The 23,237-nt window shown below is 63.2% G+C and carries 20 protein-coding genes and 1 tRNA gene; 16 read left to right on the top strand and 5 right to left on the bottom strand.

The features are described 5' to 3' along the window. Window positions 1–225, top strand: a 225-nt coding sequence (locus QWE_RS20800) for a hypothetical protein (protein WP_006728149.1), incomplete at its 5' end; no start/stop codon positions are given. A gap of 105 nt (window positions 226–330) precedes the next feature. Continuing rightward, window positions 331–579: a hypothetical protein gene (locus QWE_RS20795; RefSeq protein WP_006728148.1), complete on the top strand. Its 249-nt coding sequence runs from the start codon at window positions 331–333 to the stop codon at window positions 577–579. A gap of 92 nt (window positions 580–671) precedes the next feature. On the opposite strand, the gene QWE_RS20790 is transcribed toward QWE_RS20795, so the two are convergent. Then, the gene (locus QWE_RS20790; protein ID WP_006728147.1) at window positions 672–1,103 is read right to left on the bottom strand and encodes an RrF2 family transcriptional regulator; all 432 of its coding nucleotides are present in this window, start codon (window positions 1,101–1,103) and stop codon (window positions 672–674) included. Between the two features lie 221 nt (window positions 1,104–1,324). Here QWE_RS20790 and QWE_RS20785 point away from each other — a divergent pair, with 221 nt between their 5' ends. The 5 genes from QWE_RS20785 to QWE_RS20765 all read left to right on the top strand — a co-directional run bounded on the left by QWE_RS20785 (window position 1,325) and on the right by QWE_RS20765 (window position 7,936). Further along, window positions 1,325–2,071: a phosphoadenylyl-sulfate reductase gene (locus tag QWE_RS20785; RefSeq protein WP_006728146.1), complete on the top strand. Its 747-nt coding sequence runs from the start codon at window positions 1,325–1,327 to the stop codon at window positions 2,069–2,071. Window positions 2,072–2,263: 192 nt separating this feature from the next. Further along, window positions 2,264–3,220 carry a sulfate adenylyltransferase subunit CysD gene (cysD, locus tag QWE_RS20780; RefSeq protein ID WP_040300827.1) on the top strand — a complete coding sequence of 319 codons (957 nt, stop codon included), beginning with the start codon at window positions 2,264–2,266 and terminating at the stop codon, window positions 3,218–3,220. Between the two features lie 219 nt (window positions 3,221–3,439). After that, the gene (gene cysN, locus QWE_RS20775; protein ID WP_006728144.1) at window positions 3,440–4,918 is read left to right on the top strand and encodes a sulfate adenylyltransferase subunit CysN; all 1,479 of its coding nucleotides are present in this window, start codon (window positions 3,440–3,442) and stop codon (window positions 4,916–4,918) included. Window positions 4,919–5,064: 146 nt separating this feature from the next. Continuing rightward, the gene (locus QWE_RS20770; protein ID WP_040300808.1) at window positions 5,065–5,973 is read left to right on the top strand and encodes a MerR family transcriptional regulator; all 909 of its coding nucleotides are present in this window, start codon (window positions 5,065–5,067) and stop codon (window positions 5,971–5,973) included. A 271-nt stretch (window positions 5,974–6,244) separates the two neighbouring features. After that, entirely contained in the window at window positions 6,245–7,936 is a 1,692-nt protein-coding gene (locus tag QWE_RS20765; RefSeq protein WP_006728142.1) for a methyl-accepting chemotaxis protein, read from the top strand. A 37-nt stretch (window positions 7,937–7,973) separates the two neighbouring features. Here the strand turns inward: QWE_RS20765 and QWE_RS20760 are convergent, their stop codons facing one another. Both QWE_RS20760 and QWE_RS20755 read right to left on the bottom strand, forming a co-directional pair. After that, a complete protein-coding gene (locus QWE_RS20760) occupies window positions 7,974–8,972 on the bottom strand; it encodes a LacI family DNA-binding transcriptional regulator (protein WP_006728141.1) in 999 nt (332 codons plus the stop codon). A gap of 329 nt (window positions 8,973–9,301) precedes the next feature. Beyond that, window positions 9,302–9,378: transfer RNA gene (locus tag QWE_RS20755), tRNA-Pro, on the bottom strand. Window positions 9,379–9,715: 337 nt separating this feature from the next. Here QWE_RS20755 and QWE_RS20750 point away from each other — a divergent pair. Then, a complete protein-coding gene (locus QWE_RS20750; RefSeq protein ID WP_006728140.1) occupies window positions 9,716–10,135 on the top strand; it encodes a hypothetical protein in 420 nt (139 codons plus the stop codon). A gap of 447 nt (window positions 10,136–10,582) precedes the next feature. After that, window positions 10,583–10,843 carry a hypothetical protein gene (locus QWE_RS20745; RefSeq protein WP_040300825.1) on the top strand — a complete coding sequence of 87 codons (261 nt, stop codon included), beginning with the start codon at window positions 10,583–10,585 and terminating at the stop codon, window positions 10,841–10,843. 42 nt (window positions 10,844–10,885) lie between these two features. On the opposite strand, the gene QWE_RS20740 is transcribed toward QWE_RS20745, so the two are convergent. Together QWE_RS20740 and QWE_RS20735 are read right to left on the bottom strand one after the other, a co-directional pair. Then, window positions 10,886–11,674, bottom strand: a complete 789-nt coding sequence (locus tag QWE_RS20740; protein WP_006728138.1) for a phosphate/phosphite/phosphonate ABC transporter substrate-binding protein — start codon at window positions 11,672–11,674, stop codon at window positions 10,886–10,888. A gap of 35 nt (window positions 11,675–11,709) precedes the next feature. After that, window positions 11,710–12,633, bottom strand: coding sequence for a fatty acid desaturase (locus QWE_RS20735; RefSeq protein WP_006728137.1), 924 nt, complete (start codon window positions 12,631–12,633; stop codon window positions 11,710–11,712). A gap of 242 nt (window positions 12,634–12,875) precedes the next feature. Between QWE_RS20735 and QWE_RS20730 the strand changes: the two genes are divergently transcribed. From QWE_RS20730 to QWE_RS20700, 7 genes are all read left to right on the top strand, one after another. Beyond that, window positions 12,876–13,391 (top strand): sigma-70 family RNA polymerase sigma factor, encoded by a 516-nt coding sequence (locus QWE_RS20730; RefSeq protein ID WP_006728136.1) that lies wholly within the window; start codon window positions 12,876–12,878, stop codon window positions 13,389–13,391. Window positions 13,392–13,562: 171 nt separating this feature from the next. Further along, the gene (locus QWE_RS20725) at window positions 13,563–14,570 is read left to right on the top strand and encodes a FecR family protein (RefSeq protein WP_006728135.1); all 1,008 of its coding nucleotides are present in this window, start codon (window positions 13,563–13,565) and stop codon (window positions 14,568–14,570) included. Window positions 14,571–14,710: 140 nt separating this feature from the next. Further along, window positions 14,711–17,005 carry a TonB-dependent receptor gene (locus QWE_RS20720; RefSeq protein WP_006728134.1) on the top strand — a complete coding sequence of 765 codons (2,295 nt, stop codon included), beginning with the start codon at window positions 14,711–14,713 and terminating at the stop codon, window positions 17,003–17,005. A gap of 146 nt (window positions 17,006–17,151) precedes the next feature. Continuing rightward, complete coding sequence (locus tag QWE_RS20715) at window positions 17,152–18,954, top strand: IucA/IucC family protein (RefSeq protein ID WP_006728133.1); 1,803 nt, start codon at window positions 17,152–17,154, stop codon at window positions 18,952–18,954. Further along, complete coding sequence (locus QWE_RS20710; protein WP_006728132.1) at window positions 18,938–20,662, top strand: IucA/IucC family protein; 1,725 nt, start codon at window positions 18,938–18,940, stop codon at window positions 20,660–20,662. The genes QWE_RS20715 and QWE_RS20710 overlap by 17 nt, the downstream gene beginning before the upstream one ends. Next, entirely contained in the window at window positions 20,659–21,927 is a 1,269-nt protein-coding gene (locus tag QWE_RS20705) for an AMP-binding protein (protein WP_006728131.1), read from the top strand. The genes QWE_RS20710 and QWE_RS20705 overlap by 4 nt, the downstream gene beginning before the upstream one ends. After that, entirely contained in the window at window positions 21,924–23,237 is a 1,314-nt protein-coding gene (locus tag QWE_RS20700) for a DUF6005 family protein (protein ID WP_006728130.1), read from the top strand. The genes QWE_RS20705 and QWE_RS20700 overlap by 4 nt, the downstream gene beginning before the upstream one ends.

The following is a 23,237-nucleotide window of genomic DNA, read 5'->3' as shown; positions in this document are numbered from 1 at the left end:
CTCATTTCCCTCGCAGCCGGTTCGGCAGCCTTCGCTTCCGTCCAGCCGATCCCGGGCTCGATCACCTATGAGAACGCCAATGTTCAGCTGGAAAAGGCACCCGCCGGTTCGACCTTCTTCCACACATTCTCGGACGGCAGCGGTCGTGACGTCAACGAAGTCTACAAGGTCAATGCCGACAAGTCGGTGACCCTCGTCAACCGCACTGTCTCCAACGCTTCGTAATCAGCGCGCCTCCCAAAGACGCACCCTTCGGCGGCCGGCTCGGTCCCCTCTCCCCTTCCCCAAACCGGGTCGCCGCCAACCCCACGCTACACAAGGAATACGACCATGAAGACCATCATCTCTGCAGCCCTGATCACCCTCGCAGCCGGCTCGGCCGCTTTCGCCTCCGTCCAGCCGATCCCGGGCTCGATCACCTACGACAACGCAAACGTTCAGCTCGAGAAGGCACCTGCCGGTTCGACCTTCTTCCACACCTTCTCCAACGGTGACGGCCGCGACGTTCGCGAAGTTTACAAGGTCAATGCCGACAAGTCGGTGACCCTGGTTAACCGCACGGTTTCCAACGCGTCCTGATTCAAGGGTGCGTGGTGGGCCTCGGGACTTCGGTCCCGGGGCCTTTTTTTGCGTTTGTAGGGATGGCGCGATGGACCTTCAGCAGGTCCGGCTCAGTGGGCAGGTTCGGTGACTTCGCCCGCGGCATCCGCAAGGCTCGTCGAGAGCAACACGGCGCGGGTCTCATCGGCGACACGCGCGAAGACGCGGCGGATCTCGCAATCGTTTTCACCGTCGCAGTCTTCGCAGCGGCGATAGGCGGTCAGCGAGAGACAGGGCAGAGGTGCCACCGGACCGTCGATCAGGCGTAGCACCTCGCCATAGGTGATGTCGCTGGCGGGCCTCAGCAGCAGATAGCCACCCTGCTTGCCCCGACGGCTTTCCACCATGCCGCCTCGTTTCAGGTCCAGCATGATCTGTTCGAGGAATTTCTTCGGGATCTTCTGCCTGTCGGCGATGTCGGGGATCTGGATCGGCTCGCCCGGCTCGGCACGGGCGAGAAGCGTCAGCGCCCTCAGCGCGTATTTGGCTTTCTGTGTGATCATCGAGCGTCTAAATCTGCCAGAACCGGTGCCACAATCTTGGGTCCGGCCATAGCGCAATTTGCCATGGCATTCCACGGATCATTTCAACGCTGCGGCACGAATTGCCGCGATAGGCGCGTGAGAGAGAGATATTTGCTCTTTGTCCGCGCCTCCGCGCATGTCGATTTCTGTCCGCCCCGCCGCTCATGCTGGATAATGGCACGACTGAGCAGGGAACCGACATGATCATCAACACCTCCGCAGACCTGGCCAGGGCACTGGACCAGCAACTCGCATCCGCAGACCTCACCGAACGCCTGCGCATCGTGGCGAGCCTCGATGGCCGCGCCGTCTTCACCACGTCACTCGGCATCGAGGACCAGGTGATCACGGCGGCGATCGGGCTTGGCCAGCTGCCGATCGATGTTTCGACGCTGGAGACCGGACGGCTTTTCAAGGAAACGGTCGACCTGATCGCCGAGACCGAAGAGCGTTTCGGCATCGCCATCAAGCGCTTCCATCCGCGCCAGGACAATATCGACGCCTATGCGGCGAAGTTCGGGCTGAATGGGTTTTACGAAAGCGTCGAAGCGCGGCATGCCTGCTGTCATGTGCGCAAGCTGGTTCCGCTGGCGGAGGCGCTGTCGGGCGCCCGCTTCTGGATCACGGGCTTGCGCCGCTCGCAATCCGGCAACCGTGCAACCACGCCCTTTGCCGAATATGACGCCGAGCGCGACCTGATCAAGGTGAACCCGCTGGCCGACTGGTCGCTCGACGACATCAACACCTATGTCGAAGCCGAAAGCGTGCCGATCAATCCGCTGCATGCCCGAGGCTATCCGTCGATCGGCTGCGAGCCCTGCACAAGGGCGATCAAGCCCGGCGAGCCGGAGCGCGCCGGCCGCTGGTGGTGGGAGAATGACGAGAAGCGCGAATGCGGCCTGCATGTTCCGGAGGCGGCGACGTCTTTGGTGCCGACGCCGGCTTGAACGGAATTCGCTCCGGTAGCTGCCCCTCATCCCCCTGCCGGGACCTTCTCCCAGGCGGGGAGAAGGCGGGAGCCGCAGCCGGCGCCGCGAGTCTCTTCTCCCCGTTCACGGGGAGAAGGTGGCGGCAGCCGGATGAGGGGCAAAGCGAACAAACCTATGCGGGCGAAAGCCCAGGGAAAGAAAAAGAAGACCATGCACACACATACATCCGAATTCGATCCGCACTCGCGGGACCCGATCACCAAGCCGCCGCTCGATCCGCATCTGAAGGCGCTGGAGAATGAGGCGATCTATATCTTCCGCGAGGTGGCGGCCGAGTTTGAAAAGCCGGTCATGCTCTATTCGATCGGCAAGGATTCCTCGGTGCTCCTGCATCTGGCGCGCAAGGCCTTCTTCCCCGGCCGCGTGCCATTTCCGCTGTTGCATATCGACACCGGCTGGAAATTCCCGGAGATGATCGCGTTTCGCGATGCGACGGCCGAGAAGTTTGATCTCGACCTGATCGTGCACACCAATCCGCGCGGCAAGACCGAGGGCATCGGCCCCTTCAGCCATGGCTCGTCCTATCATACCGACGTAATGAAGACGGAAGCGCTGCGCCAGGCGCTTGACGCCGGCAAGTATGACGCAGCCTTTGGCGGTGCGCGTCGCGACGAGGAAGCCTCCCGCGCAAAGGAACGCATCTATTCCTTCCGCACGCCCGACCACAAATGGGATCCGCGCAACCAGCGCCCGGAACTCTGGAACATCTATAACGGCATGATCCGCCGCGGCGAGAGCGTACGCGCCTTCCCGCTTTCGAACTGGACCGAAGTGGATATCTGGCGCTACATCCAGGCCGAAAACATCGAGCTGCCGCCGCTCTACTATGCGAAGCGCCAAAAGTATGTCGAACGCGACGGCATGCTGATGTGGGCGGAAGATCCGCGCTTCGAAGCGCTGCCGGGCGAAGAAATTCAGGAAGGCATGCTGCGTTTCCGCACCCTCGGTTGCTGGCCGCTCACCGGCGGCATCCGCTCCCATGCGACGACCCTCGACGAGGTGATCGCCGAACTCGAAATCGCCACCGTCTCCGAACGCCAGGGCCGCGCCATCGACCGCGACCAGGCCGGCTCGATGGAAAAGAAGAAGCGCGAAGGATATTTCTGATGACTTCGCATCGCGACATCGGCGGTTTTCGCTCTCCCCCCGTGTGGGGGAGATGGTCGGCAGGCCAGAGGGGGGTGAACCCCTCGCTCCGCCTTGGCCGCGCGCGAGTTTCGCCTGCGGCGCACCCCCCTCTGTCACTTCGTGACATCTCCCCCACAAGGGGGGAGAGCGGGTTTGCCGCTGCCGCCCTGCACACAATCTCTTCCCAAGGTATCTGACATGACCCAGACTGCCACCCTCGCCGTCGTCTCCGACGCCCCGAATACAGACACAGCACCCGCCATCCGCGACTCGCGTCCGCTGCGCCTGATCACCTGCGGCTCCGTCGATGACGGCAAGTCGACGCTGATCGGTCGTCTGCTTTGGGACACAAAGGCCGTCAAGGAAGACCAGGCGGCGAGCCTGCGCCGCGACTCGGGGAGCCAGAACGATCTCGGTCTGCCGGATTTCGCGCTGCTGCTCGACGGCCTGCAGGCCGAGCGCGAACAGGGCATTACCATCGATGTCGCCTATCGCTACTTCGCCACCGATCGCCGCTCCTTCATCGTCGCCGACACGCCCGGCCATGAGCAATATACCCGCAACATGGCAACCGGCGCCTCGACGGCGGATCTCGCCATTCTGCTGGTGGATGCCCGTGCCGGCCTGCTCGAACAGACCCGTCGCCACGCCACCATCGCGTCGCTGATGGGCATCAGGCAGTTCGTGCTGGCGGTGAACAAGTTCGACCTCGTTTCCTACGACAAGGCCGTGTTCGATCAGATCAGCACCGAGTTCAAGGCGCTGGCGCTGACGCTCGGCGTCCGCCAGGTGACGGCCATCCCGATGTCGGCGCTGAAGGGCGAAAACGTCGTCTATTCCGGCAAGTCGGTGATCCCGTGGTATGAAGGCCCGACGCTGGTCGAGACACTGGAACTCGCCACCTTGCGCTCCGGCCAGTCGACCGGTTTCCGGCTGCCCGTCCAGCGCGTCTCGCGCCCGGGCGAAAGCTTTCGCGGCTATCAGGGCACGGTGGCCGGTGGGGCGGTAAAGCCTGGCGACAGCGTCGCCATCCTTCCCTCCGGTCAGGTCGCCAACGTCAAGCAGATCGTGACTTTTGACCTCGTGCGCAACGCGGCCGTGGCCGGTGACGCGATCACGCTGGTGCTCGACCGCCAGGTGGATGTGGCGCGCGGCGACATGATCGTCTCGCTCGATGCCCAGCCGCAGACGGGGCTTGCCTTTGATGCCCAGATCGTGGCGCTGCAGCCCGACGGCATCATACCGGCCAAGCGCTACTGGCTGAAGGCCGGCTCGCGCCGCCAGCGCGTGCAGGTACAGCCGGTGCAGGCGCTGGACCTCAAGTCCGGCAAGTGGCAGGCCGCCGAGATGCTGCAGATGAACGCCATCGGCAAGGTGCACCTCGCCTTTGACGAAACCGCGATCTTCGACCCCTACGAGCTGAACCGCGGCACAGGCGCCTTCATCCTGATCGATCCGGATACCAACAATACGGTGGCCGGCGGCATGATCACCGCCAAGCGCACCGAACTCGGCGGGCTCAACGCCCATGAGGGGCGTGTGATCCTGTCGCTGCCGGCGGATCTCGCCGAACAGTTGCTGGCGACCGAGCTGCTCGCCAGCCGGCGCGACGAGGTGGAGACACGCCGCGTGACGACAAGCGCGGCACGGCAATTGCTCGACGATATCGACGGTTGATCGGCAGTTTTTCGGCTGAACCGCTACACCCGATGGAGAACGGCTCGCCTTGCGCGGGCCGTTTGCGTTTCGAGCCGCTGCTGCCAACCTGCTTTTCTTCCTGAAATGACACGCTAATATACGATGCAAATCAGCTAGGGGCCGGCATGCATCGCAACAGGCAGCAGGAACGGGAAGTGTTGATCGGCCTGGCCGAAACGCTTGCCACGAGCGGGATCTCGAAACTTCTGCTGCATGCCTGGGAACGGCGCTATGGGATCGAGCCTCAAGAGCGCAGCCCTACAGGACGGCGCTTCTATACACGCGACCAGGTGGAACGGCTGCGGCTCTTGAAGTCCTGCAGCGACGGCGGGCATCGGATCAGTTCGCTCGTTCCCCTCTCCAACGAGGCCTTGTTACGGCTCGAATGCGAGTTGGCAGCCCGGCAGGCGCTTTCGGAAATCATCGACGCCATACAGGCTCTGGACAGCGATCGTCTGCAGGCGCTGTTGCAGGCTCGCGCCGAAACCGAGGCGCCCGAGCAATTTATTCGGGCCACCGCCCTGCCGCTGATGCGCGAAATCGGCTCCATGTGGGCCGAGGGCGAGGTGTCGATCGCAGCCGAGCACATGACGACGGCGCATATCAAGCGTATCCTCGGCGGGCTCTTCGACCGATGCCCGATACCGCCACCGGATGCGCCGCGCCTCGTGGCGACGACCCCGGAAAAGGAGGATCACGACATCGGGGCGCTGGTCGCGACCCTGCTCGCGCGGCTCAGGGGCTGGAATGCGCTGTTTCTTGGGGCCAGCCTGCCGGCCAGCGAAATTGCCGATGCAGCCCATCGGCGTGAGGTTTCCTGCGTCTGTCTGAGTGCCCTCACCGGACGCAAGGCAGGCTTGCAGCGCCATCTGCAGGCGCTGCGATCGGCACTTTCGCCCGACATCGACATCTGGATCGGCGGGGCGGCTTACGCGAACCTCGCTCCGATGGCTGGCGTCTCCTTCATGTCCAATATGGATGTCTTTCTGGACGCTCTGGCAACGGCCGCCCAGGCGCTTCCGAAGGCCGGGTAGGCGCAGGCCTCACCTCGCACTCAGGTTCCCCGCTTCCTGGCGCCTGTCCCCGACTGGCAGCGACGCGGCTCGTCACCGTGTCGTCCGACCTGTTTTACCCTGCACCGTCCGACCCGGGTCCAGCATTATCGGCACCGTGCATTACAAGATTTCGCATGAAAGATAGACAAGCCGTTCATATTTTAGCTCTTCATTTATTTTTTGTATGCATTTTACCTCCATCTGATTTTCGCGGAACCAGCGGAGGGGCTGCTGGGCGATTGGAGGACACATGGGATTTCCGGGCTTCTCGAATGCACGAACTGTTGCCAAGACCCTGGCGCTCGATGCGCTCCAGGCAAACGTCATGGTGGCGGACGCCAATCTCAACATCACCTATATGAATCCTGCGGTCATGGAGCTGCTCAAGGAGGCCGAAGCCGACCTGAAGAAGGAATTGCCGAAGTTCAGCGTTGCGAGCCTGATCGGCAGCAATATCGACGTGTTTCACAAGAACCCCTCGCACCAGCGCAATATGCTGGCCGCGCTGAAGAACCGCCACAGCGCAACGATCACCGTCGGCACCCGAGTGTTTGACCTGCTCGTCACGCCGCTGAAGCAGGGCGCAAAAACGGTGGGGTTCGTGGTGGAATGGGCCGACGCCAAGGCACGCCTGCTGAATGTCGACTTTACAGCCCAGATTGCGGCGATCTCGCGCTCCCAATCAATCATCGAATTCGCCGTTGATGGCAAGATCATGAGCGCCAATCAGAACTTCTTCAACCTGATGGGCTATTCGCCGGCGGAGATCGTCGGACAGCATCACAGCATGCTCGTCGACAAGGCGCATGCCAATTCCGAGGACTACAAGAAGTTCTGGCAAACGCTGCGTGACGGCCAATACCTCGCCGCTGAATTCCCGCGCATGACGAAGGCCGGCAAGGAGGTGATCATGTCCGCCTCCTACAATCCGATCCTCGACATCCACGGAAAGGTGGTGAAGATCGTGATGTTCGCGACCGACGCGACGGCCCGCGTGCGCACGGTGGGCTCGCTCGGCGATGCGTTGAAACGCCTCTGTTCCGGCGATTTCGCTTTCCAGCTGACCGAGCCATTTGCCGACGAGTTCGAATTCCTGCGGCACGACCTCAACCGATCGGTTTCGCAGCTCTGCGACACGTTCCGGGAAATCTCGGCCAGTGTCGAGCTGATCAGCCAGGGGACACGGGAAATCACCCAAGGCGTCGGCGACCTGTCGCGGCGCACCGAAAGCCAGGCAGCCAATCTCGAGGAAACAGCGGCCGCGCTCGAGGAAATCACAGCCAATGTCGGCTCATCGGCCCAGCGTGCGCAGGAAGCCCGCAACGTGGCCGGCTCTGCCAAGGCAAGCGCCGAAAAGTCGGGCGACGTCGTGGCCCATGCCGTCGATGCGATGAGCCGCATCGAGGACTCTTCGTCGAAGATATCCAACATCATTGGAGTCATCGACGAGATCGCCTTTCAGACAAATCTCTTGGCGCTCAATGCCGGCGTCGAGGCAGCCCGCGCCGGTGAGGCCGGTCGCGGCTTTGCCGTCGTTGCCCAGGAAGTGCGTGAGCTCGCGCAACGCTCTGCCAAGGCTGCCAAGGAGATCAAGGATCTCATTCAGAATTCCGCAAGCGAGGTGGCCTCAGGGGTCAAGCTGGTCAGTGACACAGGCGGAGCGCTGAAATCGATCAGTCAGCTCATCGTCGAGATCAACGACCATGTCGTTGCCATTTCGACGGCGGCGCGCGAACAGTCGTCCGGCCTGGTCGAGGTCAACAGCGCCGTGAACGGCATGGACCAGATGACCCAGCAGAACGCGGCCATGGTCGAGGAAAGCAGTGCGGCCGCCTCGACGCTGTCGACGGAAACAGACAAGCTGCGCGGCATGATCGGGCAGTTCAATCTCGGCGACCAACAGTCCGGCGCGGCTTCCTTCCGGATGAACCGGGCCGCCTGAGCAGCACCGACACACGTGCCCGCGCGGACGACCCCGGTCATCCGTCGCGGGCCGTCGATCCCCGCGACACGAGCTGATAGCCGAGATCGACGATCTTCGCCGGATAGGCGCCAGAGCCGGAGGCCCGGATGATCATGTCCACGGCGCGATAGCCGATCTCGTAGCGGGGAACGCGCACCGACGTGATCGCCGGAAAGGCAAAGCCCGCATATTCAAGATCGTTGAAGCCGCAAATGCCGAAATCACCGGGGACGGCAAGCCCCCGCCTCTGGCATTCGAACAGCACGCCGAGCGCAATATCGTCATTGTGGCAGAAGGCGGCATCGGCATCCGGAAACTCGTTTCTCAGCCGATCCAGCAAATGACAGCCGAGGCCTACGCTTGTACTGCTGTCGATCGAAAGCACGAGGGCCGGATCGAAGAGCCCGGCCTCCTCCAGCACGGCCTGAAAGCCCTCCTGGCGGCGCCGGGCACGGAAATCCCAGGCGCCCCCCAGCATGGCGATGCGCCTATAGCCCTTAGCCAGCAGATGCCGGGTTGCCGTTTCGGCGGCCAGACGGTGATCGATTCCGATCGCCATATCCGTCGGCTGGCGGCTGACATCCATGATCTCGACCACGGGGCACGGCGCGCGACGCAGGAGATCGTCGATCGCGGGATCGCCGATCTGGCCGACATGGATGAGGCCGGCGGGGTTCTGCGACATGAAGAAGCGCAGCTGGCGCAGCTGATCCTCGCTGTTGCTGTCGGCGTTGGCATATTGGATGCGCAGGTCGGAGGGACGAACGCGGTCCTCGATGCCGCGGATGAGGGCGAGGAAGGCGTGGCTGGTCAGGCCGGGCGAGAGCACGCCGACGAGACCGCTGTTCTTGCTGGCAAGGGCGCGGGCCGCAAGATCGGGCACATAGCCCATCTCCTCGACAACCCTCAGGATCGTCTCACGCAGCTGCGGCGAGACTTTTTCCGGGTCGCGCAAGGCGCGGGAGACGGTGATCGCGCTGACACCGGCCCTTCGCGCCACATCGGAAAGGGTCACCTTATCCTGGCGCTGACGACGTCTTCTCGTCCCTGGGATCATGCTCGCCCGACCAGCTCGATTGCAATCCTTGGTGGCATTCTCGGTCGGACCGACACCCCCGCCTGCCGCGCCGAATACAATTCAAGATAGCCTAATCTTCGTTCCTCAGCAACGACTTGCAGAGGCAATCCCCATCGGGCAGCGAAATCGGGGAAGTGTGTCCGCTACCACTGTTTGCAAGATATACAACTTGAACTGACGTGAGATGCAGCGCACGACAGGTTGCGGAACCCTTGGCGGGTCGCATGTTCTACGGATAAGCGTGGGTGATTTCGGGAAAATCAAACTGGTCGGAGTGGAGTGATTCGAACACTCGACCCCCACGTCCCGAACGTGGTGCGCTACCAGACTGCGCTACACTCCGTGACCAGCGGCGCTTCTATAGACCAGCGATTTTCGTTGCACAAGCAGGGAAACGCAAAAAGCGGCGAGAAAGTTGAAGTTTTCGTGACGGGGCTCGCATGTCGCTGAATTCATTGCCAGAAGAGTCCGCGGTGACGAGGCTTTGACATGGCACGGGCATCGCCCGGCGAAGGAGTGCGGCGCGGCGTTGCGGGGAAGTCACCCTTGGAAAAATTGCACGGCACAAGCGGCTGCGACCGTTTCGCCTGTGCCGGTTTCACAGTAAAGCAGGTAAGGGCCGGATGCGCTGGCGGCATGGCGCCGAGGACGGCCCTCATGGGGTTCAAGGGACAGTGACGATGAATTTGCTGAAAAGCACGACGACCGGACTGATCGCAGCGCTTTGCCTGGCTGCTGCAGGCTGCACGACGGTGGGTGGAGCACCGACGAACGAGATCGAGGCGCGTTGGAACGGGCAGCAGGCCGGGGCCTTCTTCGCCAAGTTCGGACCGCCCGTCTCGGATGCGGCCTCCGGTACGGCGACGCTTTATACCTGGCGCGGCGGCTTCAAGACCCGGGTCGTGCCCGCGACATACGAGGATCTCGGCGACGGCAAAAGGGGCAAGATGCTGACCCGCGCGCGCACGGAATATCTGCGCTGCGAAGTCCAGCTGACGGTTTCCTCCGACTACATCATCCGCAGCGTTCGCACGGTCGTCGACCGCCCGGGCACAAATGGCGGCAAGAGCTATTGCGCGGAGTTCCTGACGGCGAGCTGATCCCCGCCGCGCGATCCCGAAAATGGAAAAGCCTCCCGCCAGCATGGCGTGGAGGCTTTTTCTTTCCAGGTCCGGTCCAACCGGACGGGCTTCGTGGCATGGGCCGTGCACCAATCGCCGCCGGGGCCTCATGCCCTCTGAACACCCGGTTTAGGGCGTGCGCGGGAGGACGCCGTGGATGACGCCCTCCCCGATACGCAATACTGAAACCGAGCGCTTCGCGACGCACTACCTTGGTGGAAGCCCCCCTTTATAGGAAGATCAAGGTTAACAGTTACCTTACAGACCGCAGAATTTATGGTTAATTTTCAGTGACCTAGCGGTAGAGCAGAAAGTCGCGCCGGCACAGCGCAGGTCACCCTGAAAAGCCTTGAAAACCAGGGGCGACAGCGTTTCGTGATCATTTGCGCACTTGACGATGTTCTTGTTTTGTTCAAGATCACGGTCATGACCCAGACGATCGATACCCTTGGAAAAGCGCTTCGCCACAACATGCTGGTGGTTGCCACCTGTCGTGAATGTCAGAACCAGGGTCGGTTTCTCGCCAAGGATCTCGCCAGCTTCTACGGCCACGGCCGCGACCCCTTCTCGCTGAAGTTCCGCTGCAAGCAATGTGACACGAGGAACTGCAAGATCACCCTGATGGACAACCCTTACGACCGTACGCCGGAGACCATCGTCTGGCGCCCGGTCAAGGTGAAGCTTTGAGCTAACGGGTGCTCCCGACCTGCCGCGGTCTCGGAAGCAAGCCTAGCGCAGATCCGGATAGCCCGCTGAGATCGCCGCCTGTTCATGCGCGAGCAGGATGTCGTAGGCGCCCTCCTCCAATACAACCACGTCCTTGAGGCCCAGGATTGCGCGGGCATCGGCGAGTTCGGACGCCATAATGGCTGCCTTGTAGGCTGCGCGGAGAGCTTCAAGCTCCTCGTCTGAAGCCGACAGCCTGGTGATGAAGGGCAGATTGGGGCCGCGCGGGGTTTCAGTCAGAATGACAAGGCCTTTGAGCGGCTCCGGGGCATGGCGGCGCAGGAGGTCGTGGGTGATGCAGTCGATTGCAGCGAGATCGGCCTCACCACTGCGAACAGCCTCGATGCTCGCGAGATGGCCGCCGGTCTCGCGGATATCGGTGAAGAAGGCGCGGCCGCCGGCATGCGGGGCGATTGCCGCGCGCAGCAGATTGTAGCCGGAATTGCTGCCGGTTTCGTTGATCGCGGCCCTCAGCCCGCGGCAGGCTACAAGGTTTGCCGGGGCGTCCTTCTCTCTGACGATGATGAAGCTGCACATGTCAGCGGCGGAGCAGCCCGGGGCCTCGTAGACCGGGGTGGCGACAAGCCGGACCCTGCCCTTCAGATGTTTGACGAAGGGGAAGCCGCAGGTCTGGGCAAGCACGAGGCGCGGATCGAGCCATGCCTCGTGATGGGGCAAGGTCTCGTCCAGGGTGTCCGGCAGGCCGACCATGCCTGCACCGCGCAGATGGTCGCGCAGGAAGGCCCAGAGCACCCGCTGCGCCTCGATCACCACGGATGGCGCGACATACATCCGAAGGCTCGCAAGCCCGGTGTCCGGGGCCGCAGTCAGGAGTGCCTCGGATGGGTGGGGCGGTCGTGTTGCCTAAAGAGGAAACGGCGCGCCACATCGAAATAGCCGCGATAGACCAGACCGCCGTTCAGCCGCACCAGGAAATCTCGGTGCCGCTCGTAGGTGCCGGGCAGCATGTACCAGGGCAGTGCCGGCACGCGGTGATGCAGCACATGCAGATTGTTGTAGAGGAAGAGCAGGCCGAACAACGGGCTTCTTTCGACGATCGCCGTGCGCTCCTCGTGATTGTCGGCGAAGCGGTGTTCGGCATAGGAGCGCAGACGCGACAGCGCCGTGCCGCAATAGACGAAGCCGAAGAAGAAGAGCAGGAAAGGCATGTCGCAGACGACGAGCACCCACCAGAGCACGACGGCGACACCCAGACCATGCCAGGCCCAGAGGCGTCGACTATCGCCCTCGCCGCGGATCACCTTGATCGCCTCGTGCCAGAGGAAGGAGGCGAGGATGATCGCCGGGCCAACCGTCAGGCGGCCGATCAGGGTCAGATTGAACTCCCACAGCGTCCGACCAGCCCAGCCGAAACGCTCCCAGTCTGCTCGGGTGAAATAATAGGATTCCGGATCCTCGATCGGATCGGTCAGATGCTCGTCGCGGTGATGCGCGAGATGGCTTTCCTTGTAGACATGGTAAGGCAGCCAGAGCGAAATCGGCGGCACACCGATCGCGTCATTGATCAGGTCGTGGCGGGTCGGGTGATGGTGGATCACCTCGTGCTGCAGCGACCCATGCCAGGCGATCAGCCAGGCCCCCAAGGGCACAAGGATCAGAAGCGGAATGTCGCGCCAGAAATATGTGAGGGCGATAAATCCCCCGTAGATCAAAAAGGCCAATGCGACGGTCGGCCATTCGATGCGCGCAATGCGCGGTATTGCGATCTCACCCTCGGCAAGATGTGCCATACAGTCCCCGTCAAACGAATCCCCACGGATATTAAGATTATCTGCACCGGTGGACGCCTGATGGAACAAAAGCGGCAGAGCACGGCGCGAAAAGAGCAGAAAACCCTAGAATACGAGGCTTTTTCCTCCTTGAGAGGGGGGATCCGTATCCTGCCATCTGTCGGATTGAATCACTTGAATTAATCGGCTAAGCGAAAGCTTCCTTTTATTCTCACATTTAAACTGGCGACACCGAACGCAAGATGGGCGCAGAAACCAAGAGCCATCTCGAGGTTTTCCTCGAGAACAGAACGGCCCTGGTGAGCTATGCCGCCCGGCTCCTGGGCTCGCGTGATCAGGCAGAAGACATCGTGCAGGATGCCTTTCTGCGGCTTAAGCCGGAGGATGGCGCCGGCTATGCGCCGCGGCAGATCCTCGCCTATCTCTACAGCATCGTGCGAAACCTCGCCTTCGACCAGCTGAAGCGGCGCAATGTCGAGACGCGCGGGCGCGAGGTCGATCCGCCCTTCTGGATCCTGCCGCAGGATCCGGGCACGCCCGAGGAGACCGTGCTTTTTGCCGACCAGGCGCGCGTCGCCAGCGAGGCGCTAAAGGGATTACCTGCGGACATGCGCCGGGCGATCGAGCTCTACCGCATCGAAGGCTGGACGCTGGAGGCGATTGCGGGCGAACTCAAGATTTCGGTTGCGACCGCCCATCGGCTGATCCGCAGCGGCATGGTCAAGATCGCCCTTTCCATGGATCGGGCGAGCCATTGATGGGGCGACAGGGAAAAATGGCGGGGGAAAGATGAAAAAAACCAGGGCGCCGATCGTATCTTCAATAGGCACGGATAAAGGTGCGATAGGTGCGGCCACGTCGTGCGGTGACGGCGGATCGCGTGCCGTCGTGGCGAGGCAGGAACGCAGCAGTCAGGGAACGGTCGGCCGGTGAGCGTCACGGATCATCCACAGCAGCAGCAGGAGCGCCTTCTCGAAGACGCGATGGACTGGCTGATGCGCCTCAACGAGGCACCGACCGATACGACGCTGATCGCGGCCTGGGAAGACTGGCTGGAGGCCTCGGAGGCTCATGCCGGCGCCTGGGCCCGGATCTGTCGCACCTGGGCGGCGCTCGGCGACATGCCGACTGCCGCGCCGGAACCTGTTCTGCCAGTCATCGGCGCCGTCCCAAGCCGAGCCGCATCTGTGCATGGCCGGCGGTTCTCGCGCCGCGGCCTTGGTCTTGCGGCCGCCACTTTCATGTCTGCCGCACTGGTCGCAGTTTTCGTTGCTCCTACCGTCCAGACACGCCTCGAGGCAGATTTCCGCACCGGGGCCGGCGAGACGCAGATCGTGACGCTGGCGGATGGATCCGAGGTGACGCTTGCCCCGGAAACGGCACTGGCCGAGGACTTCGACGGAGGCGCGCGGCATGTCCGTCTCCTCTCCGGCGAGGCGTTTTTCGAGGTCGAACGCGATACCGCCCGCCCCTTTATCGTTGCGGCACCGGACGCCTCCGTGCGGGTGCTCGGCACGGCCTTCAGCGTGCGCGATACCGGTCACGGCACGCGGGTGGAACTGGCGCATGGGACGATCGCGCTGACGCCAGAGGCGGCAGAAGCCGGCACCGAACTGACGCTCCAGCCCGGCGACGTCGTGACCGTCGAACGTGCCGATGGCAAGACGGAGCGCAGCCAGGTCAACCCCACCGACATCGCGCTCTGGCGGACGGGTCAACTTGCAGTCACCGACCAGCCGCTGGGCGACGTCGTGGCGCTCATCCAGCGCCAGCACTCCGGCTGGATCGTCATGCCCGAGAGCGACATTGCCGCTCTCCGAGTGACCGGCCTCTATGATCTCAGCGACCCCGACAAGGCGCTGATGGCGCTTGTGGCACCCTTCGGGCTGCAGGTCCGAAAGGCCTCTCCCTATCTGCGGATCATCTCCAGTCGATAATTTTTGCATTCAATATCAAATCCTTGAGTGGACATACGCGCAACCGACGCAAAAAATTCGGACGGCGCTGAAAAACTTGTCTGAATTACTCGTATTTTCCTCTAAGCAGAGCCGAAATCGGTTTCTGCATGGGAATGAGTATGCGTTCGACGAGACTGCCCGCGAAGCAGGACGCCTTGATCAGCGCGGCGTGGCACCGCCGGCTGACGGGGACGGCTTGCGCGCTTTCGCTTCTGGCGGGGGCCTCCAGCCTGCCGGTCGCGGCGCAGACGGCGGCTGGTGGCGAGATGACAAGGGCCTATGACATTCCGGCACAGCCGCTTGCAAATGCACTGCGCGCCTTTGGGCGGCAGTCCGGTCTGCAGGTATCGCTCGCGGCGGAACTTGCCCGCGACACACGCTCGGCCGCCGTCTCCGGCGCTCTGACGATGGAAACGGCGCTCGCGCAGTTGCTGGCCGGCACCGGACTTGCCCATCGCATCGAGGATGGCGTGGTCGTCATCGGCGCCACGTCGCCCGCCATGCCCGGCGAGGGCTCCGCGACAGATGGTTCAACGGTCATCGACGAGATCAAGGTCACGGTCCGCCGAATGCAAGGCGGCGTCAGCTCCGTCACTGTCAATGCCGAAGCGCTTGCGGAGCGGAATCCGTCCGACATCGCCGATGTCTTCCGCGACACGGCGGGCGTCAGCGTCGGCAGTTCGATCGCGAGCTCGCAGAAGGTCTTCGTCAACGGCCTCGAAGAGACGACGCTTGCCGTCACCATCGACGGCAGCCGGCAGAACAACCGCGTTTTCCACCACAATGCCACCAACCTGATCGACCCCGCTCTCTTGCGCAGCGTCACCATCGACGCCGGCATCGCGCCGGCCGATGCCGGTCCCGGCGCGCTCACCGGCTCGATCGCCTATGAGACAAGGACCGTGAAGGATCTGCTGTCCGGGGATGGTTTCGGCGGACTGGTGTCTGAGACCTATGACAGCAATGCCCAGACCTTCACCACCGGGCTCGGCGGCTGGGCGATGCAGGACGGGTTCGAGTTCCTGGGTTTTCTGAACTATGGCAAGGGCGACAACTACCAGGCCGGCAATGGCGAAGAGGTCCGCGGCACCGCGACCAACCTTTTGAGCGGCCTTGGCAAGTTCGCCTACGAAGCGGAGAGCGGCGAGCGTTTCGAGATCAGCCACGAGCGGATCCGCGACGATGCGGAGCGGCCATTCCGCGCCAATGCCAGCGTGGTTACCACCGGCCGCAGCTGGGAACCGCGCACCAGAAACTACAAGCTCGACCGGGACAACACCGTCTTCACCTATAGCGACACCACACCGGAGGGCTGGTGGGGCCCGTTGGTGCGTCTCGCCTATAGCCACAGCGCGGTCGACACGCCTGTTTATTTCGATGACGGCAGCGGAAACCCGGCGTCCTATGCGGGCCGGGGCGCAAGCGGAAGCCTGAACGGGCGCGTGCAGAACAGGTTCGCGCTGGAGAATGGAGATCTGGTTGCCGGTCTCGATTTCTACAGCGACCGGATCGAGCTCGACACGGCTCGCGACGCGGAAGACGCGGCAGAGACGGCCCGGAACATCGGGGTCTATGCCCAGGCTCGTCTTGAGCCGTTCGATGCCACGCGGCTGTCCTTCGGCGGGCGGGCTGACCGGCAGTGGTTCGAAGGCACCACGGGCCAGACGTGGCGCCATGCCGGCCTCAGCGGCAATGCCGCGATCGAATACGACCTCACAAGCTTCCTCACGGCAAAAGCCGGCGCCTCGCATGTCTGGGCCGGCATTCCCTTGGCGGAAGCCTTCATCATGAACCCCGGCTGGTCCTATGGTGCGGCCGGGCCCGAGGTGACAACCGCCGACAACCTGATGGCAGGCCTCGAATTCCATCACGACGGCTTCACGGCGGAGGCGAGCCTTTTCCGCAGCCGCATCCACAATGCCCGCGTGGCCAAATTCGCGGTGGCGCTCGCCAACCAGAACCACGAGGTGGAGACCGATGGCTTCGAGCTTGCGGCGGGCTACGACTGGATCGACGGTTTCATCAAGGTGAAATATGCGCATGTCGACGCCGAGATCGACGGCCGTCCGGCGGATTCCGATACCGGCAATTACCTGACCACGCCGGTCGGCGACATCATCGTGCTCTCGGCTGGCCACAGCTTTGCCGATTGGGGTCTGACCATCGGCGGCGATGTCGAGATAGCGCCGGAATATACCTCCGGCGATGCGACCTACGGATCCTACGAGGTCGTGAACCTCTATGGCGAATGGAAACCCGCGCAATTGCCGCACATGACGTTTCGCGCGGAGGTGCAGAACCTGCTGAACGAGACCTATGCGAGCCGCGCAACCTACGGCCAGGAATTCGGCAATGTGACGCCGCTGCACGAGAAGGGGCGAAGCTTCCTTCTCTCCGTCAAGGCGACCTTCTGACAACAAGACTGCATCGCGCCGGAAGGCGGCGCGGTGCGGCGAGCGTATCGAGTGACGAGGACAGGCTGAATGCGTGACAAAGCTTCTAGGCGGAATGACCGTCACGGACTGCACAGCCCAGGCCCCAGACAGGGCGGGGAGCGGCGATGACCATGCGCGCCCGTATTCCGGCCCGGCCCGATCCGCATGGGATCGCGGCGGCCGCCACATTCCAGAGCTTCGCCAATTGCTACATCCGGGAAATCGACGCGGGATGTGCGGGCTGCATGGCGCTCGACGGCTGTGAACGGCGCTGCCTCGACTGGTATCTCTCGGCCCAGCGGCTGCATCTGCGCGCCGTCGTCTCAACGGACAGCCGGGTTGGACCAAAGGCATTCGGACCGATCTTCAGCCGCCATCCGGGCGAAAGCAGCTGGCAGCCGATCGATCCACTCTGGGCGGTGCAATGCCTGGTGCAGGATCTCACAGAGAAGACCGGGGATGGCGGCCGTCCGGGCGCCGGGCTCGAACTGATGCTCCGGACGCTGCAGAGCTGCGCCCGGATTGCAGGTCTCGCAGACCAGGCGGCGACCCGCCAGCTCGACAACCGGCCGCAAGCCTTTCTCGAAAGCGAACAATCGCTCGCCTTCGGTCACTGGATGCATCCGACGCCGAAGAGCTTGAGCGGCATGAGCGACTGGCAGTCGGCCATCTATGCGCCGGAGGGTGGCGGTCGTTTCGCACTCACCTATTTTGCCGCCTCGCGCACCATGGTGCGCAGTCGCTCGGTCGCCAGCGACCTCGATGACATGGTGCGTGGGATGGCCGGCGACCTGCTCGACAAGGTTTCGCTCGCCGACGACGAGATGCTCTTGCCGATGCATCCGCTGCAGGCCGAGGCGCTGCTGCTCGAACCGCGGATCCAGGCCCTGATCGAGGCAGGCCGGCTGCGGCTTCTCGGCAGCGGCGGCGTGCATTTCACGGCCACGTCATCGGTGCGTACCATCGCCTCCGACGACTGCGACTGGATGCTGAAATTTTCGCTGCCGGTGAAGATCACCAATTCTCTGAGGCTCAACCGCGCCCATGAACTCGAAGCGGGCGTGGCCATGGCACGGCTGGTCGATCTGCTCGACCTTGAAGCACGGCTGCCGAAGCTCGGCTTCCTTCGCGATCCCGCCTATCTCACCCTTGCCCTGCCCGGTGAGACAGAAAGCGGCTTCGAGGTGATCTTCCGCGAAAATCCCTATCGCGGCGAGAAGGGCGAAGGGGTCATCAGCCTTGCAGCCCTCACCGGCCCTGCCCTGCCTGGCCGCCGCCAGCGGCTCTCGGGCCTGGTCGAACGTTGTGCGGATCAGGCCGGCATGTCGAAACCCGAGGCGGCGCGGCTCTGGTTCGATCGCTATCTCGACTGTGCCGTGAGCGCGCTTGTCCGGCTTTACGACGAGACCGGCATCGCGCTCGAAGCGCATCAGCAGAACATGCTGGTCGATGTCTCCCAGGGCTGGCCATCCAGGGTCGTCTACCGCGACAGCCAGGGCTTCTATCTCTCGGAGACGCACCGGCCGGCGCTCACCAGGGCCCTGCCGGACCTCGCCCAGATTGCCGATCTCTTCTATCCCGACGCCGAGATCCGCCGTCGCTTCGGCTACTACCTCATCGTCAATCAGGTCTTTGCCGTGATCCATCGGATGGCTGCGGAAGGGCTGGTCGACGAGGCAGATCTGTTGACCCTGCTGCGCGACCATCTCACGCGGCTCACTGACACGCTTTGCGGCAGCGGCTTGGATTTCACGCGGCACCTGCTCGACGACAGCACCATCACCACCAAGGCCAATCTCGGCGTGCGCGTCGCCGGTATCGACGAGCTGGAAGGCGGAGCCGGCGCTTCGCTTTATCGCGAGATGCCGAACCCGCTGCATCCGGCCCACATCCAGACTTTGAGGCTTGCCGATGCCCTTGCCTCTTGATCGTCCCGGACAGCCGGAAGAACGCGTGGTCCGGCAGCTCGTCTCGGCGCTCCTCTTCGAGGGGATCGCACGGGTCGCCGATGCGGGCGCCAATGACGGCATGTCGCGGCTTTCCATCGGCACCGGCGAGGCGCGCGCACGGCTGCATCAGGGGCCGTTCGGCCGCCCACGCATGGCGCCGGGCTCGCTTCAGCTTCGCTGCCCGGAAACGCGGGGCTGGACCGAGGGCAGGCTCGACGTCGTGGTCGATCTGCTGCCGGCGCCTGCAGCCGCACGCCTGACGCTGCTGAAGGAATTGCGAAGCACGATCGTCTTTCTGGAGCAGGACTGCACCCTGCCCCAACCAAATGACCGCCGGTCGCTCTCCTTCGACCGGCTCGATTGTGCGCTTGCCGAGGCGCATCCCTATCACCCATGCTTCAAGTCGCGGACCGGCTTCAGCCTTGAGGACAACGCCCTTTTCGGACCGGAAGCCGGTCGTCCCTTCCGGCTGCACTGGCTGGTGGTGGCGCGAGACCATGTGCGCGAGGCCCTGCCCCTCGATCCGGAATGCTTCTGGCTGAGGGAACTGGGCGAGGCACATGCGGCACGGCTGTTCTCGCGGATGAAGCGCAAGGACGTCTCGCTGGACAGCCATGCGCTCGTGCCACTGCATCCCTGGCAGTGGCGGCATCTGAAGGACGGATTGCTGGCCGACTGGATCGCCGACGGGCGTGTGGCGTCGCTTGGCGAAAACGGCGATCCCTACCGCGCAACGCAATCGATCCGCACGCTCATCAACCATGCCGATCCGGCCCGCGCGCATGTGAAGCTGCCGCTCGACATCGTCAACACCTCCTCGATGCGCGTGCTGGAGCCGCATTCGATCGTCACCGCACCGCATCTCAGCCGCTGGCTGGCGGGGCTCGTTGCTGACGATCAGGATTTTCGCAGCCGCTTTCGGCTCGACATCCTGCAGGAATATGCCGGTATCCGCGTCGATGCGCATGGCCCGCTCGACGGCAAGCTCGGGCTGATGCTGCGCGAAAGCCCAACACTCCTGCCCGGCGAACAGGCGGTGCCGTTCAACGCGCTGATGATGCTGGAGGCGGACGGCAAGCCGTTCATTGCGCCGTGGATTGCGCGGCACGGGCTCCTACCCTGGCTGCACCGGATGCTGGAGGTTGCGGTTTTACCGGTCTGGCATCTGATGGTGCATCACGGCGTAGCACTCGAAGCGCATGGGCAGAACATGATCCTCGTGCTGCGCAATGGCTGGCCGGAGCGGCTGATCCTGCGCGATTTCCACGAGAGCGTCGAATTCTGCCCGGCACTTCTGCGCCACCCTGAAGACCTGCCGGATTTTGCCGCCATCGACCCCGTCTATGACGGGGCACCGTCGGATGCCTATTACTGGACCGACCATGCCAACGAGCTGCGCGAGCTGGTGATGGACTGCCTGTTCATCTACTGCCTGACGGAGGTCTCGCTACTGATCGAGACGGCCTATGGCCTTTCCGAACAGGCCTTCTGGGATCTGGTCAGCGAACTGCTCGACAGTTACGGCGTGCAATATCCCGACAAGGCGCGGCTCTCGCTTTTCGCCCATGACAGCACGGAAATTTCGACGGAATCGCTGCTGTCGCGCAAGCTATTCCGCGATCGCAGCCTCTATCGCCACCGGGTGCCCAATCCGCTTGGGCAGAGAGAAAGGAGCGACCAGCCATGATCCTGATCGACGGGACCTTCCATAGCCAAGCCGAGATCGATGCGAGGGGTGAGGCCTTCCTTGCCGCAACCGGCATCGCTGATCCGCGCCTCAGCGTCGCCGTCTGCCTGCCCGAAACCATCGACTGGCTCTCTGCCTTCTTCGCCGTCAAGCGGCTTGGGGCAAGCATCCTGCCGCTTCTGCCCGGCACGCCGCTGGCCACCGCCCGAAAGCTTGCCAAAGAGGCCGGCTGCCATCGGCTCTATCACGGAGGCACGACTGCCGAATGGCTGGGCGAACCCGACGAACAGAGCCCGCGCGGGCAGCTGCTGCAGATGAGTTCTGGCACCACGGGGGCGGCGAAATGCGTGGCGCGCGGATGGGACGATATCGAGCGGGAGCTGGAAGACTATGTCAGCTTCTTCCGCGAACCCCATGACATGACGCCTGTCGTCGCCTGCCCGACCACCCATTCCTACGGGCTAATCTGCGGGCTTCTGGTCGGCTTGAAGCGCGGGCGTGTGCCGCATGTGGTGAACACCGCCAATCCCAAGCATCTGATCAAGGTTTTGCGCGAGACCGAGCGGCCGATCCTCTATTCCTCGCCGGCCATGCTGCACACACTGGCGCGGCTCCTGCCATCTGGCGAAAAGGTGCATGCGATCATGACCTCGGGCACGCTGTTGCCGGAGAGCTGGTTTTCCGCCATTCGCGCCAAGGCCGAGCGCTTCTACCAGCAATATGGCTGCTCGGAAGCGGGCTGCGTCGCGATCAACAGCGACCTGACCCATCCCGCCGACATGGGACGCATTCTGCCGCGTTTCTCGCTGGCTGACGGCGGCACGGCAGATGCACCAGTCGAGATCGTGCTGGACGGTCGGGCCCGGATCGAGACCAAGGATCTCGGCTATGTCAGCGCCGACGGCATGCTGGTCTTCATCTCGCGGCTCGACGACACGGTGAATGTCTCGGGCCTCAACGTCTATCCCCGCGATGTCGAAGACCAGGCGATAGCCGTCGATGATGTCACCGATGCAGTGGCTTTCCGCGTGCCCGACAGTTTTGCCGGCGAGCGGGTGGCGCTGGTCTATTCGGCAAACCGGATCATGCCGTCCTCAGAGCTACGCGAGCGGCTGATCGCCGTTTTGCAGCCGCATCAGGTACCGATGCATCTCGTGCAGGTGGCCGAGGTGCCGCGTCAGGCGAACGGCAAGATCAGTCGCCGCGAAATCGCAAGACGCTTTTTGGACGGAGAATTCAACGATCGGAAGGAGCGCGCCTCGTGACCCGAAGCGACATCATCGACGCCATCGCAAAGGTGCTGGCCGGCCCCATGCAGCATCGGCATATGGAGGCGTTTTCGCCAACGGCACGGCTCAACCAGGACCTCTATCTCGATTCCGTGCTCATCCTGCAGATCTTCCTCAATCTCGAGCTCGAACACGGGCTGATGGTCGATGATGCCGTGATCAGCCGAAAGGATGTGGTGACGGTCGCCGATCTTGCCGATCTCTTCCTGCCTGAAGACGACGCGGCATCCGCCGAACCAGCGCCTGCTGCCGAGCCGATGGCGGAGTTCGAAGGCGGGGTGCATGGCGAGGAGTATTACGACATCAAGGTGCACTGCTTCGTCAGTTGCCTCTGCGATGGCTTGAAGCGGCGGGGCATCGACCACCGGCCCTTCTATTTCGGCATCTGGGATGCGCCTTTTGGCATCAGCCCGCGCCACGAGCTGCTCTATCACGACGCCACCGTCAGCCATGAACCTTTCCGTCTCTGGTTCGAGCGGCTCTACCGCGCGCCTGTGACGCCCTGGTACGACCATTCCCGCTCCAAGGACGAGAATATCGCGACCTTCCTCGATCTGCTCGAAAAGCGCAGGGAAACCGAGGGCGTGATGGTCATGCTCGACCTCTTCCACCTGCCGGAGCGGGAGAACAAGTTCAACCAGAACCCCTTCCCGCATTACCTGATGCCGGAGATGACCGAAGACCCTGATATCTGGTTCATCCGCGACCCCGACTATCGCTGGGAAGGGCCGATCGAACGCGCCAAGGTGCTGAACGCGGTTGCACAGCCATCGGTCGCCGGCGGCTATCATTTCGATCGCGCCGCCTTCCAGCCGGCCGCCGATGCCGATGTTGTGGCCTATCTGAACACCTGCCTGATCCGCGACCACAATCCGCTGATCGACGCGCTCAGATCAATCCTTGCCGCCCATGTCGAAGGGCGCGACGGGCTGACGCTCTCGGACCTCTCCTCCGGGCTTCGCGAACTGCCGGTGCTCGCCATCCGCAAATATGCCTATGAGCATGGCTTTGCCTTCATCTGGCGGGCGGCAAAGCTTGCCAACAGCGAGTTCGAGCATTGGTGCACCGAGATCGAGGCTCTGCATCAGGAGCTGAAGAACATCCACTTCGCCGCAATGAAGCTCGCCCAGACCGGCGACCGGCGACTGATCGAGGACGTGACGCGCAGGCTCGACCGCGCCGACCGCTTCGAGACCTCCATCAAGACCCGGCTGGGCGCCGCCTTCGACGCCTGGAGTGCCGGTTTTCAAGACACAGCGGCTCCGCGCCTGAAGGCGCTGGGCTGA

Source organism: Agrobacterium albertimagni AOL15, from assembly GCF_000300855.1.
Lineage (GTDB): Bacteria > Pseudomonadota > Alphaproteobacteria > Rhizobiales > Rhizobiaceae > Allorhizobium > Allorhizobium albertimagni.
The sequence above is the reverse complement of the archived record's forward strand: the minus strand, read 5'-3'. Positions and strand labels throughout refer to the sequence as shown.